The sequence below is a fragment of the Corallococcus sp. AS-1-12 genome (assembly GCF_020036995.1).
Lineage (GTDB): Bacteria > Myxococcota > Myxococcia > Myxococcales > Myxococcaceae > Corallococcus.
This window is the reverse complement of the sequence record NZ_JAIQDD010000004.1, coordinates 505,760-518,762: the sequence shown is the minus strand read 5'-3', so window position 1 is coordinate 518,762 and position 13,003 is coordinate 505,760. Positions and strand designations below refer to the sequence as shown.

Sequence of the window (13,003 nt, the reverse complement as noted above, 5' to 3'; positions counted from 1 at the left end):
CCCTCCTTTCTGGCACAGTCCCTCACCGTGGCGTCCCCCGTGTCCGAACCCACCGCTCCCTCCCCGCGCACCACCCGCATCCTCGTGGCCGACGACCAGCCGGACGTGCTGGAGGCGTTGCGCCTGTTGCTCAAGCGCGACGGCTACACCGTGGTGAGCGCGCAGTCCCCCGCGGGCGTGAAGGCCACGCTGGACGCGGAGGACGTGGAGCTGGTGTTGATGGACCTGAACTACGCGCGCGATACGACCTCCGGGCGTGAGGGCCTGGACCTGCTGGGCGAGCTGCGCGCGCGGGACGCGCTCCTGCCCGTGGTGGTGATGACGGCGTGGGGCAGCGTGGAGGGCGCGGTGGAGGCGATGCGCCTGGGCGCGCGCGACTACGTGCAGAAGCCCTGGGACAACACGCGCCTGCTGGCCACGCTGCGCACGCAGGTGGAGCTGTCCCGGGCGTTGAGGCGCGGCCGGCGGCTGGAGGAGGAGAACCAGCACCTGCGCCGCGAGCAGGGCGGGCGCTCCCCGCTGGTGGGAGAGTCGCGGGCGATGCAGCCGGTGCGCAGGCTCATCGAGCGGGTGGCGCCGTCGTCCGCGCCGGTGCTGGTGACGGGGGAGCACGGCACGGGCAAGGAGGTGGTGGCGCGGCTCATCCACGCGGCGAGCACGCGCGCGGACCGGCCCTTCGTCGCGGTGAACTCCGGCGGCCTGTCCGAGGGCGTCTTCGAGAGCGAGCTGTTCGGCCACGTGAAGGGCGCCTTCACGGACGCGAAGACGGACCGCATCGGCTGCTTCGAGCTGGCGGACGGCGGCACGCTCTTCCTGGATGAGATTGGGAACATGCCGCTCACGCAGCAGGCGAAGCTGCTGCGGGTGCTCCAGACGGGGGAGCTGCACCCGGTGGGCTCGTCGCGGACGCGGCGCGTGGACGTGCGCGTGGTGAGCGCGACGAACGTGGACCTGGGCCGCGCGGCGGCGGAGGGCCGCTTCCGCGAGGACCTGCTCTACCGGCTCAACACGGTGGAGGTGCAGTTGCCGCCGCTGCGGGAGCGGCGCGAGGACATCCCTTTGCTCGCGACGCACTTCCTGGCGGCGCAGGGGCAGCGCTACGGCCGGCCCGGCATCCACCTGGCGCCGGGGGCCATGGAGGCGCTCATCGCGTATCCGTGGCCGGGCAACGTGCGCGAGCTGGAGCACGCGGTGGAGCGCGCGCTGCTGATGGCGGTGGGGGACCGCGTGGAGGCGGAGGACCTGCTGCTCAAGCGGATGGGCCCGCCGGGCGGAGCGGGCACGCGCCTGGAGGAGATGACGCTGGAGGAGGTGGAGCGCTACCTCATCGAGCGCTCCCTCGGCCGGCACGACGGCAATGTGAGCGAGGCCGCGAAGGCGCTGGGCCTGTCGCGCAGCGCGCTCTACCGGCGGCTCCAGTACTACGGCATCAAGGGCGCAAGGTGAGCCGCGGCGCCGCGCACGACAAGGACGCGCACGAACCGCGGTCCCTGGTGCCGTACGACCTGCGCGTGACGTGGCTCGCGGTCCTCGCGGGGCTGCCCGCGGTCGTCGTGACGCTCGCGCTCCTGTGGACGGGGGACTTCACCGCCAAGGTGCGCTGGACGCTGTCCGTGCTGGTGGTGGGCGTCCACGCCGGGGTCTGCCTGGCGCTCCGCGAGCGCGTCGTGCGGCCCCTGCACACCGTCGCGGGCCTGCTGGCCGCCCTGCGTGAGGGCGACTACTCCGTGCGCGGCCGGGGCGGACGCGCGGGGGATCCGCTCGGGGAGGTGCTCCTGGAGGTCAACGCCCTGGGGGACACCCTGCGCGAGCAGCGCCTGGGCGCGATGGAGGCCGGCGCGCTGCTGGGCCAGGTCATGGAGGCCATCGACGTCGCGGTGCTCGCCTTCGACGCCGCCGGCACCCTCAAGCTGGTGAACCGCGCGGGCGCCCGGCTCGTGGGCCTGCCTCGCGCGCAGTTGTTGGGCCAGCGCGCGGACGCCCTCGGCTGGAGCGACCTGCTGGAGGGCCCCGCCCCCCGCCGCCTCACGCGCGTCTTCGCGCAGCAGGACGGCGGCCCCTACGAGCTGTGGCGAGGCACCTTCCGCGAAGGCGGCCAGCCCCACCAGCTCGTCGTGCTCACCGACCTGCGTCTGGCATTGCGCGAAGAGGAGCGCGAAGCCTGGCGCCGGCTGGTCCGCGTGCTCAGCCACGAAATCAACAACTCCCTCACCCCCATCCAATCCATCGCGGACGCCCTCCGGGACACCGTCGCCCAGGTGCCGCGCCCGACGGACTGGGAGGAGGACACCCGTCACGGCCTGGGCATCATCGCCCGCCGCGCGGAGGCCCTGTCCCGCTTCATGTCCGCCCACGCGCGGCTCGCGCGCCTGCCGCCCCCCACCCCGGGCCCCGTCGAGGTGGAGCCCTGGGTGCGCCGCGTGGTGGCCCTGGAGCCGCGCCGCCCCGTCGCCGTGCGCCCGGGCCCCGTCCTCACCGTGTCTGGCGATGGCGACCAACTGGAGCAACTGCTCATCAACCTGGTGCGCAACGCCGTGGACGCGGTCCTGTCGGACGGGGGCGCGGGCGGTGTCTGGGTTTCCTGGGCGGTGCACGCGCCGGGCGCCGTGGAGGTCTGGGTGGAGGACGAAGGCCCCGGCCTCGCGGACACCGCGAACCTCTTCGTGCCCTTCTTCACCACCAAGCCCCAGGGCAGCGGCATCGGCCTGGCGCTCAGCCGGCAGATCGCCGAGGCGCACGGAGGCAGCCTGCGCCTGGAGAACCGCACGGACGGCCGGGGCTGCCGCGCGAGGCTCAGGCTCCCGCTGGACGCTCCGCGCGCGTGAAGCCCTTCTTGCCGGAGGCGGCCCCGGGCCCCGAGGGCGCGGCGGGAACGGCCTCCGGCTCCGGCAGGGGCGCGGCCAGCCGGTAGAGCAGCGCGGTCGCCGCCCAGAAGAACAGCACGGTGAAGCCCACGTGGATCCACCGCGCCCCGGACCACTGCTGGAGCGAGCGCGGCAGCGCCTCCAGCGCGACGAAGCCGCCCAGCCACTGCCCCAGCCAGCACAGCGCCGTCACCCACAGCACGCGCTGCCACGACGCCACCCGCGAGCGCCCGAAGGCATAACGGTGCAGGGCCCACAACAGCCCCACGGCGCAGCCCCACAGCGCCAGACGTGTCAGGGAAAGGCCCCGGTGCGAAGGACCCCATGGGTCCAGCTCCAGCACCCCGAAGCTCGGCGCCAGGATGAGCACCTGCACCAGCACCACCCGGCGCACCCGCTCCGTCAATCCCTTGAGGAGCTGCCCATACGTCCAGGTCAGCGCAATCATTGGAGCCCTCCTCGGGCACGAATGAGCGGTGCTGCAGGAGAAGAACGGTTCGCCCTTTATTTCTTGATTTATTTGTTTGGGATGAACTCCCGGGCTCCACCCCGTGAACAACTTCCGTGGGTTGGAGGGTCGCCCGCAATGACTATTCAAAGATGGACAATTCGGAGAGGGAATAGAACCCAGCGGGTGGGGTGGTGCCGTCGTAGGTAAGGGATTCCACGGAGAGCCGCACGAAGCGCACGGGCCCGTCGCCGTAAGGGGGAGTCTCCCCCCGGACGGCGGACCGCGAGGCGAATCCCGGGAGTGCCTTTTCACGCGATGTCCATGGGATGCGGCGCCAGGACTCGCGGGGCCTCACGAGACACCGCCATTGCCCTCGCGGCGCGCCACTCCGTCCCCAGGGGCGGCGCGCTGTGTGAACGCGCACGGCCTTCTGTCCCGAGGTGCCGCCCACTGGAGCCGCGACCTGGGCGGTCGTTACACTTTTTCATGTCGAGCGGAAGCCACGGCCAGGGTTTCGCGGGGAGGGCGCATGCGCACGCCGAAGGACGAACTGCTGCTCCGGGCGATGGACCATGCGTTGTCAGCGCGGACGATGGACGCGGTGGAGACGCTGGCCTCGCTCTATCGGTTGTTGGATGCGGAGCGCATCCCCGAGGACGAGAACTACGCGGTGTTCGCCACCGCGTTGTCGCGCCGGTTGGAGGGGGCGACGGGGGCGCTGCATCCGTACCGGGCGTCGGAGGTGGACGGCGGCGCGCCACAGATTGAGTTGTTCCGGCGGTTGATGAAGCACCTGCCGCTGGCGTCGGCGGCGGACGCGGTGGCGAACGCGCTGCTCGCGGACTTCCTGCGAGGACACGCGGAGGTGACGCTGCTGGACGTGGGCATCGGGCAGGGGCGGCAGGAGTGCAACCTGCTGCGAGCGCTGGCGAAGGCGGGCGCGCTGCCCCGGCACCTGACGGTGGTGGGGGTGGACCCCAGCGGCACGAGCCTGGTGGAGGCGCGCGACGCGGTGCTGGCGGTGGCGGAGGAGGTGGGGCTGTCGCTCGAGTTCGTGAAGCTGGAGTCGCCGGTGGAGGACCTGGACCTGGCGACGTGGGCGGCGCTGCGAGCGGTGCGCCGGCCGCTGGTGGTGAACGCGGCGTTCGCGCTGCACCACGTGGCGGAGAAGGAGACGAAGGGCCTGGAGGCGCGCGACGCGGTGTTGGAGCGGCTCGCGTCGCTGGGCCCGGTGGGCGTGGTGATGTGCGAGCCCCACGTGGATCATCACCGCGCACCGGCGCGTGAGCGGTTGAAGAACGCGTGGAATCACTTCTCCCGGGTGTTCCAACTGCTGGATACGCTGGAGATCCCGAGCGCGGAGCGCCGCGCCATCAAGCGGTTCTTCGGCCGGGAGGTGGATGACATCGTGGGCACGGTGAACGAGTCGGAGCGGTGTGAGCGCCATGAGCCGGCCCTGGCCTGGTGGGAGCGGTTGCGGCGCGCGGGCTTCGCGCCGCGAGGCGGGCTGTCGGCGGTGTGCCCCCGCGACGTGCACCCGGCGGTGGGGCTGTGCGTGGAGGAGGGCACGGTGGGCATCACGTTCCGGGGGGATGTGCTGGTGTCGGTGTTGGCGGCGGTGCCGGGGGAGGGCGCGTGAGCGACCTGGAGGCGTTGGCGCCGAAGGTCATCGCGAGGTGCCGTGAGGCCGGGGTGCGGCTGGTGTTGGCGGAGGCGTGCACGGGAGGGCTGATGACGGCGGCGCTGACGGAGGTGCCGGGGGCATCGGCGGTGGTGGAGCGCGCGTTCGTGCCGTATTCGAACGAGTCGAAGGGGGAGCAGTTGGGGGTGCCGCTGGCGTTGTTGCAGGCGCACGGCTCGGTGAGCGCGGAGGCGGTGGGGGCGATGGCCGCGGGAGCGCTGGAGCGTTCGTGGGCGGACTGGGCGGTGGCGGAGACGGGCATCGCGGGGCCCGGGGGCGGGACGGAGGCGAAGCCGGTGGGGCTGGTGTTCATCGCGGTGCAGCGGCGCGGGAGGGCCGCGGTGGTGGAGCGTCACCGGTTCCAGGGGGACCGGCGCCAGGTGCGGCAGGCCGCGGCGGCGCGAGGGCTGGCCCTCCTTTGGGAGCAGGTGGGAGTGGAGTCCTGAATAGGGGACTCATCCCGCCGGACGTTGGCACGCGCGGGGCGGATGGAGGAGAAGGTTTGACGCAGTCTCACGAAGGGGGCCTCGATGTATCGAATCGACGTGGACCGGGCGGAATCCATCGTGAGCTTCGCGCTGGAGGGCTACATCCGGCTGGAGGAGATGCAGCGCTTCGTGGAGGAGCTGCGCGCCGCGACGGATGAGGTGGCGGGGCAGCCCATCAAGATCGAAGCGGACCTGCGCACGTTCCGGCCGGCGTCGCCGGAGGCGGCGGACCTCATCCGGAGGGTGCAGGAGTACGGGTTGCGCTCCGGGGTGACGCGGGTGGCGGAGCTGGTGCAGAACCAGATCGTGGCGTTGCAGTTGAACCGGGTGGCGTCCGGGAGCGGGACGGACAAGATCCTCCGTCGTTTCTGGCAGGAGTCCGCGGCGAGGACCTGGCTGAAGCACGGAGACGCGGAGCTGGGCGTGGCGCTGCAAGGCTGAGCGGAAGCGAACATGCCAGCGCGCGGGTGGTGCGTGCTGTGGGTGTTGTTCGTGACGGGCTGCGCGACGTCACGAACGGTGCGGTTGGACACGGGAGAAGGCCGGGCGCGTGAGTACACGCCGCGCACGGACACGCGGCCCGTGACGCTGGAGTCGGACACCTTCGAGCAGGCGGTGCGGACGCTGGCGCGAGGAGCGCCGCCGGGAAGGGAAGCCCTCCGGCTGTTGAATCCCGGGACAGCGCGTCCGAGGACCTCCCTGGGCGTCGTGTCCGTGGACGACCCGAGCCAGGGGCGCGTCCGGGTGGCGCAAGGGAGCACGGAGCTGGAGGCCGCCTACGGACGCTGGTGTGAGCGCAAGCGGCTGTCCGGAGACTGTCTGCACCTGTTGGACCGGGGACTGACGCTGGATGAGGAGGGCAAGCGGACGCTGGCCTTCCGCATCGCGTTGGACTCGGTGTGGGAGGAGACGGCCGAAGCGCTGGAGGGGATGGTGGACCCCGAGGCGATGGTGTCCCTGCTGGTGACGACGGGAGCGGTGTACTTCAGCCTGTGGCTGGTGCCGGAGCCGCTGCTGACGAAGGGAGTGGCGGCGACGCTGACGGTGGCGCTGATTGCATACCTGGGCTGGGACACGGTGTGGAGTCTCATCCAGGGCTGGAGGGCGCTGGCGGCGGAGGTGAAAGAGGCAGAGACCTTCGACGGCATCCGGGACGCGGGAGAGAAGTACGGCGAGGTGATGGGGAAGCAGGCGGCCCGGGCCTTCGTGATGCTGGCGATGGCGGCGCTGGGCAGCACGGCGCAGACGCTGGCGAGCCGGGTCTCGACACTGCCGGGCTCAGCACAGGCCGCGCTGGTGGGAGCGGAGCAAGGAGGCTTCCGGCTGGTGGCCGCCGCGGAGGTCTCAGCCATCGCGGTGTCCGCGAGCGGCGAGGTGACGATTGCCCTGGCACCCAACGCGGTGGCGATGGGCACGAAGGGCCCGAATGTCCCAGCGCCGGTCGAAGTGCACGTGCACCACATCGCCACGAACAAGTGGTGGGAAGCGACGCGCGATGGTGGCCCCTGGTCGCCCCAGTTCCAGAAGCTCTTCGACCGGGCAGGGATGTCCCTCGATGACGAGGTGAACACCGTCCGTGTGCCCGGTCATAAAGGCCCGCATCCTCGGGAGTATCATGAGGCAATCTACGAACGCCTGAGCAAGGCGCTGGGAAGGTGCAGGAGCATTCAGGCGTGCAGCAAGGCGCTCGTGAAGGAGCTTGAGTCACTGGGAGCTGAGATCTCCACGCAGAACACCCACCTCAATTTGCTGGTCACGCAACCCTGACGCCCAGGAAGGCTCATCCCGATGAGGTACTTCAAACTTCTCGACGACATGGATATCCGTGACCGCTGGCTCCCAGGCGAAGCAACGAACGCCCAGGGGCAAGAGATCGATGACATCTGGCAGTTCGCGGATGGCTGCCCGGTCCAGGTCGATGAGCGTCTGACGATTCCCATTGGGCATCCGGGAGTGGTTCAAGACTTCTCAACGTCGAGTGTGGGAGGGACGCCTGTTGTCCACAGGCGCGTCGCGAATGTGTTCGCGGAACTGGCTCAGGACGACGTGCAGCTCATTCCCGTCGAGGTCGAAGGACAGTCCGAGCCCTACTTCATCCTCGTCGCGACGCGGACCGTCCGATGCATTGATGACGAGCAGTCCGCCGAGGTGAAGTACTGGCTGCCAGAGGATGACCGACCTGAACTGACAGGGACTTATCGAGCCGTCTACGGCATGCGCATCGATCCGACGAAGGTGGGCGATGCCAAGGTCTTCCGTCCCTGGGGGTGGACCGTTGCGCTCCTCGTCTCCGAGGACATCAAGGATGCGCTGGAGCGTTCAGGCGCCACGGGAATGGCGTTCAGAGAGGTTACCGGGCCCAGTGAAGTCACCCCGGAACAGCGCGAGCACAGTCGCAAGCTCAAGGTGCTCTACGACCGGACCGAAACGGCCCGCACCGCGTTCTGGCGCACCCTGGGCACGTTGGATGACAAAGCCATCCTCCCCATCGTCGTCGGAGGAGGCTGGCCCGCGAGGCGCCAGGTCTGGCGCGTCATCCACCGTCCCGAAGGGCGCACCCTCTTCGTGACGGACGGCCTCTCCGACTTCTTCGTGGACACCGTGGAGCCCTCCGTGGGCTTCGGCCTGGAGCTGGCGCTGGAAACCGACGAGCCGAAGGCCACCTGGCCCGTGACGTTGCTGGAACGAATCGCCAACGAGCTCGTGGGCCACGAACACCTGCGCGAACCCGCGAGGACCGGCATCCTCTCCATGGAAGTGGACGGAGAGCGCATGCCCGAGCCGCTCCTGACGAAAGAAGGCCGCGTGGCCGTGCTCCTGGGCATGGACACCCCAGCGCTCCCCAGCCACTTCACGATGCCGGACGGACAGGTCCGGCTCGTCACCGTGAAGACGCTGATGCCCCGGGAGCTCACGTACCTGCTGGAGCACGGCCGGGAGGAACTGCTCCACCGCTTCAACCGGACCCACCCCGGCCACCTGTCCAAGGCCTGGCGCCAGCCCGTGGTGTAGCTACCGCATCCCCAGCACCAGCCACACCGCCAGCGCTCCATACAGCGGCACGTTGAGCGCCAGCGTCAGCCGGTTGATGCGCCGGAACCGCTCCTGCTCCGCGTCCGCGAACCACACGCCGTCCTCGCCGGTGGTGCGTCCCTCCACGGCCTGGTGGAACAGCGCCGCGTACGCCACCTCCACCATCAGGCTCACCAGCACCAGGCCCACCAACGCCAGCGCCCACACATCGCGCCCATCGAGCACCCCGGCCCACTTCTCCCCGGTGTACACGAGCCCCGCCCCCACCAGCGCGACGCACCCCAGGTCATGGCCCACGCCATACGGCGGCCGCCAGTTGCGCGACACATAGAGCATGTAGAGCTCCGCCGCACCGCGCAGCCACATGGACACCGCGAACGCCCCCAGCACGAGGCGCGCCTCCACCGGCACGGACGCATCCAGCGCCACCAGCGGGCACACCAGGAACCAGAGGAACACCGCGTACAGCAGCCACGCCAGCTTCGGCCCGGAGATGCGCCCACCCCGGCCGCCCTGCGCGTTCTGCCGGCGCCGGAACCCCAGCGCCACGCTCGCGCACGCCAGCAACGCCACCACCAGGAACACCCGCGTCGACGAAGTGAGCATCAGGAGGAACGGGGCCGGGGATAGTGGTGGGGAAACCGCTCGACGTACCACGCGCGAAGCCGGGGCAGGTGCGTGAGGGACACCTGCGGGTGCAGGTGATGCACCACGTGCATCCCGATGTGCCGGGGCGCCAATGCCAGCCGCCCCCACCACCCGAGCCCATGGTCGCGGGTGCACGCGAACACATCCCCCAGCGTCCGCCCCTGTACGGGCGCGGCGGTGTGCTCCGCGAGCAGCCGGTACGCATTGAACCCGGACGCCACCAGCAACGGCACCCCATATCCCCACAGCACCGCCGAAGGCCACCGCACCGCCAGCGCCAGCACGCCCAGGTGGAACAGCACCTGCCCCGCCTCCGCCCGGGCACACGCCGCCACCTCCGCGTCGCGTGAAAGCACCCGCCCGGAGCGGTCCTGGAGGAACACGCGCCCATACGCCGTGCGCAGCGAAGGCAGCACCCACGCGCAGAGCCCCACCGGTCCCCGCAGCACCCAGCCGGGAATCACGCTCAGGAGCAGGAACCACCGCCACGCCGTGCGCAGCGGTCCTCCATCCGGAGGCTTGCGGTACGGATCCGACGGCAGCCCCGCGTCGCGGTGATGGCGAAGATGGTGGTAGCGCATCGCCGCCAGCGTGGACGCGATGGGATATCCCGCGACGGCCTCCAGCAGACACAGTCTCCATTCGCGTCTTCGCGAAGGCAGGTGGACCGCGTCATGAAGCAGGACGCCCAGGGCATGCAGCCGTCCCGCGACGGCGAGCACCGCCAACGGCCTCAGCACCGGAGGAGCCCAAGCCATGACCGCCCACCCCAGGGCCATCCCCGCCCACTCCACGGCCGCCAGGCGCAGCAGTCCGGGGGGCGTCGCGGGAACGAGCAGCTCGCGAGGCACCGCCGCGCGGCGAGGCAGGGAAGAGGACATCGGGTGCCAGGACTCCACGCATGGGCGCCGGACGCAAGCCCCGCGCGGATTGGACACCCGGAGACGGGCGCGGCACGCTCCGCGCGTGCACCGGGACGGTCAATCATGAGTGTGGATGTGCCGACGCAGCCGGCCCTCGCGGGCACGCGCGTGGAGTGGGGCGGCTGGGTCTTCCCCCGCTGGAACGACCCGCGGCTGCCCTTCGCGGCGCTGCTCACGCTCTACGGCGTGCTGGGCTTCACCTTCTTCGGCTTCAACCGCAGCCCCGGGCAGATGGCCTTCCTGGTCGTCTCCGGCACGCTGCTGGACGCGGTCCTGGGCCAGGTGCTCAAGCGGCGCAAGGAGCTGCCGCTCTCCGCGTACATCTCGTGCTGCTCGCTGGCGCTGCTCCTGAACTACTCGCACGCGAGCACGCTCTTGTGGCTGCCGGTGTGGCTGGCCATCGGCTCCAAGTACGTGCTGACCTTCCAGGGGCGGCACGTCTTCAACCCGTCGATGTTCGCGGTGGCCGTGTCGCTGCTCACCACGCGCGAGCTCATCACCGCCGCGCCCGCCTACCAGTGGGCCAACGGCGAGGTCGCGCTGTCGGCCTTCATCGTGATGGCGGCGCTGGTGCTGTTCTTCTTCCGCGTGGGGCGCGGCTGGCTGGTGGTGAGCTTCCTGACCTTCTACTCGCTCCAGACGGCGCTGCGAGCGTTCATCCTCCGCCACCACCTGCCGCCGGAGGTGCTGTTCCTGGGCACGCTGGGCGCGCCGTCGTTCTTCATCTTCGTCTTCTACATGCTCACCGACCCGGCGACGTCGCCCGCGACGCCGAAGGCCCAGGTGCTGGTGGCGCTGGCCATCACCTGCGTGGACCTGGTGCTGCACCTGAAGGAGAGCGTCTACACGTTCTTCTACGCGGCGCTCACCGTGGCCACCTGCCGCTTCGTGTTCATGCACGCGCGCGAGCTGTGGCGCACCCGGGGCGCGTCGCTGCGCCGGCTCCTGGCCCCGGACATGCTCAAGCGCGTGGGCGTGGTGGGGGGACTCGGGGCGGCGCTGGCCACGGGCTACTCGGTGTCGGCGGCGCAGGGGGAGCGTCAGGCGCCGCTCGCGTTCCACCTGGACGCGCAGGACCTCCAGCAGGCGGGCCTGGACTCGCGGATGGGACACACGCTGGAGGAGCTGGATCCGCGAGTGGCCCACGTCGCCAAGTGGCTGGTTGCCGTAGGCGACGCGGTGGCCACTGGCGACTTCGACGGGGACGGCAGGCTGGACCTGTTCCTCACGCACCCGCTGGGCACGCCGGAGCACCACGCGGGCCTGTACCGCAACCTGGGCGGGCTGCGCTTCGAGCGCGTCTCCGTGCCCGCGCTGGAGCGCTTCGCCACCCGCTACAAGGAGGAGGGGCTGGCGGGCGGCGGGACGTTCGTGGACTGGGATGGGGACGGGGACCTGGACCTCGCGGTGGCGGTGGCCTTCGGGCCGGTGCGCCTGCTGCGCAACACGCTGCGCGAGACGGGCACGGCGGGCTTCGAGGACGTGACGGAGTCCGCGGGCGTGACGGACCACGCGGTGAGCCTGGGGCTCACGTTCCTGGACTACGACCGGGACGGGCACCTGGACCTGCTGGTGCTCAACGCGATGGCCACGCACCTGCCGGACTACCCGGAGCCCGCGCCGCCGCTCAACCTCTTCAAGCTGCCGGAGCCGGAGTCCGCGGGGGACCGCCGCATGCTGCGCTTCATGCATGACGGCTGGCACAACGCGAGCAACGGCGGGAAGAACGCGCTCTACCGGGGCCGGGGGGACGGCACGTTCGAGAAGCAGGACGTGGACGCGCTGGGCCTGAAGGAGACGCACTGGTCGCTCGCGGTGAGCACGGTGGACCTGAACCACGACGGGTGGACGGACCTCTACGTGGCCAACGACTTCGGGCCGGACGACCTCTACCTGAACGAGGGCGGGCGGCACTTCCGGCACCTCGTGGGCGACCGCTTCGGGGAGATTGGCCGCGACACGTACAAGGGCATGAACGCGAGCGTCGCGGACTTCGACCGCAACGGTTGGTTGGACGTGTACGTGTCCAACGTGCACCACTCGCTCCAGGCGGAGGGCAGCCTGCTGTGGATGGTGGGGCCGGGCGAGGACGCCTTCGTGCCGCGCTTCCAGGACGAGGCCACCTTCCGGGGCGCGCTGAACGAGCGCCGCTTCGGTTGGGGCGCGGCGGCGGGGGACCTGGATGATGACGGGTGGCCGGACCTGGTGCAGGCGAACGGCATGGTGGACGCGCGCCTGGACGCGGAGAAGTGGCGCATCCCGGCGGGGCAGCGCAACGACTACTGGTACGTGAACCACAAGCTGATGCAGTCCGGCCCGGAGGTGCACACGTACGCGGACAAGTGGGGCGACATCCGGGGCCGCGTGCTCTATCCGAACGAGGCGCGCCGCGTGTACCTCAACCTGGGCGACGCGAGGCCGGGGCACTTCGTGGACGTGGCGAAGGAGGTGGGCATCGAGGCGCCGGACAACTCGCGAGGCGTGTTGATGGCGGACCTGGACGACGACGGCGACCTGGACGTGCTCATCACCAACCAGCACGCGCCGGTGTCGCTGTACCGCAACACGCTGCGAGCCAGCGCCACGGACGCGAAGCCGGACGCGCACTTCGTGGGGCTGTCGCTGGTGGGGGACGGGCAGCGCACGCACCGGAGCGCGGTGGGCACGCGCGTGGTGGTGTCCTACGAGGAGAACGGCCAGCGCGTGGAGCAGGTGCGCGAGGTGGGGCTGATGGGCGGGTTCTCCGCGTCGGCGGATCCGCGGCTGCACTTCGGTCTGGGGCGTCACGCGGGGCCGGTGAAGGCGGTCATCCACTGGTATGGCGCGCCGCCGCAGGAGGTGACGTTGGAGGCGGACCGCTACCAGGAAGTGCGCCAGCCTCCCGCGCCCACGGCGCTGCGGGGAGGGCCCTGAGG

11 protein-coding genes are annotated in these 13,003 nt (G+C 70.8%); 8 read left to right on the top strand and 3 right to left on the bottom strand.

The features are described 5' to 3' along the window. Positions 1–39 precede the first annotated feature (39 nt). Complete coding sequence (locus K8556_RS09430) at positions 40–1,446, top strand: sigma-54-dependent transcriptional regulator (protein WP_370639902.1); 1,407 nt, start codon at positions 40–42, stop codon at positions 1,444–1,446. Next, positions 1,443–2,825, top strand: coding sequence for an ATP-binding protein (locus K8556_RS09425; protein WP_223739690.1), 1,383 nt, complete (start codon positions 1,443–1,445; stop codon positions 2,823–2,825). The genes K8556_RS09430 and K8556_RS09425 overlap by 4 nt, the downstream gene beginning before the upstream one ends. On the opposite strand, the gene K8556_RS09420 is transcribed toward K8556_RS09425, so the two are convergent. Next, the gene (locus K8556_RS09420; protein ID WP_223739689.1) at positions 2,794–3,312 is read right to left on the bottom strand and encodes a hypothetical protein; all 519 of its coding nucleotides are present in this window, start codon (positions 3,310–3,312) and stop codon (positions 2,794–2,796) included. The two genes, K8556_RS09425 and K8556_RS09420, sit on opposite strands and share 32 nt — an antisense overlap. 532 nt (positions 3,313–3,844) lie before the next feature. Here K8556_RS09420 and K8556_RS09415 point away from each other — a divergent pair. The 5 genes from K8556_RS09415 to K8556_RS09395 all read left to right on the top strand — a co-directional run bounded on the left by K8556_RS09415 (position 3,845) and on the right by K8556_RS09395 (position 8,496). Beyond that, entirely contained in the window at positions 3,845–4,954 is a 1,110-nt protein-coding gene (locus K8556_RS09415) for a GRAS family protein (RefSeq protein WP_223739688.1), read from the top strand. Beyond that, positions 4,951–5,442, top strand: coding sequence for a CinA family protein (locus tag K8556_RS09410; protein WP_223739687.1), 492 nt, complete (start codon positions 4,951–4,953; stop codon positions 5,440–5,442). The genes K8556_RS09415 and K8556_RS09410 overlap by 4 nt, the downstream gene beginning before the upstream one ends. 84 nt (positions 5,443–5,526) lie before the next feature. Beyond that, positions 5,527–5,925, top strand: coding sequence for an STAS/SEC14 domain-containing protein (locus tag K8556_RS09405; protein ID WP_223739686.1), 399 nt, complete (start codon positions 5,527–5,529; stop codon positions 5,923–5,925). A gap of 12 nt (positions 5,926–5,937) precedes the next feature. Beyond that, the gene (locus K8556_RS09400; protein WP_223739685.1) at positions 5,938–7,251 is read left to right on the top strand and encodes an AHH domain-containing protein; all 1,314 of its coding nucleotides are present in this window, start codon (positions 5,938–5,940) and stop codon (positions 7,249–7,251) included. 21 nt (positions 7,252–7,272) lie between these two features. Continuing rightward, a complete protein-coding gene (locus tag K8556_RS09395) occupies positions 7,273–8,496 on the top strand; it encodes an imm11 family protein (protein ID WP_223739684.1) in 1,224 nt (407 codons plus the stop codon). On the opposite strand, the gene K8556_RS09390 is transcribed toward K8556_RS09395, so the two are convergent. Together K8556_RS09390 and K8556_RS09385 are read right to left on the bottom strand one after the other, a co-directional pair. Beyond that, entirely contained in the window at positions 8,497–9,123 is a 627-nt protein-coding gene (locus K8556_RS09390; RefSeq protein ID WP_223739683.1) for a hypothetical protein, read from the bottom strand. Further along, complete coding sequence (locus K8556_RS09385) at positions 9,123–10,046, bottom strand: fatty acid desaturase (protein ID WP_223739682.1); 924 nt, start codon at positions 10,044–10,046, stop codon at positions 9,123–9,125. The genes K8556_RS09390 and K8556_RS09385 overlap by 1 nt, the downstream gene beginning before the upstream one ends. 105 nt (positions 10,047–10,151) lie before the next feature. Here K8556_RS09385 and K8556_RS09380 point away from each other — a divergent pair, with 105 nt between their 5' ends. Continuing rightward, on the top strand, positions 10,152–13,001 hold the full coding sequence (locus K8556_RS09380; protein ID WP_223739681.1) for an FG-GAP-like repeat-containing protein: 2,850 nt from the start codon (positions 10,152–10,154) through the stop codon (positions 12,999–13,001). The last annotated feature ends 2 nt before the right edge of the window (positions 13,002–13,003 follow it).

Coding starts and splice junctions, on each gene's coding strand:
- K8556_RS09380 (WP_223739681.1), top strand. CDS start 10,152: ATGAGTGTGGATGTGCCGACGCAGCCGGCCCTCGCGGGCACGCGCGTG.
- K8556_RS09415 (WP_223739688.1), top strand. CDS start 3,845: ATGCGCACGCCGAAGGACGAACTGCTGCTCCGGGCGATGGACCATGCG.
- K8556_RS09390 (WP_223739683.1), bottom strand. CDS start 9,123: ATGCTCACTTCGTCGACGCGGGTGTTCCTGGTGGTGGCGTTGCTGGCG.
- K8556_RS09420 (WP_223739689.1), bottom strand. CDS start 3,312: ATGATTGCGCTGACCTGGACGTATGGGCAGCTCCTCAAGGGATTGACG.
- K8556_RS09400 (WP_223739685.1), top strand. CDS start 5,938: ATGCCAGCGCGCGGGTGGTGCGTGCTGTGGGTGTTGTTCGTGACGGGC.
- K8556_RS09385 (WP_223739682.1), bottom strand. CDS start 10,046: ATGTCCTCTTCCCTGCCTCGCCGCGCGGCGGTGCCTCGCGAGCTGCTC.
- K8556_RS09405 (WP_223739686.1), top strand. CDS start 5,527: ATGTATCGAATCGACGTGGACCGGGCGGAATCCATCGTGAGCTTCGCG.
- K8556_RS09395 (WP_223739684.1), top strand. CDS start 7,273: ATGAGGTACTTCAAACTTCTCGACGACATGGATATCCGTGACCGCTGG.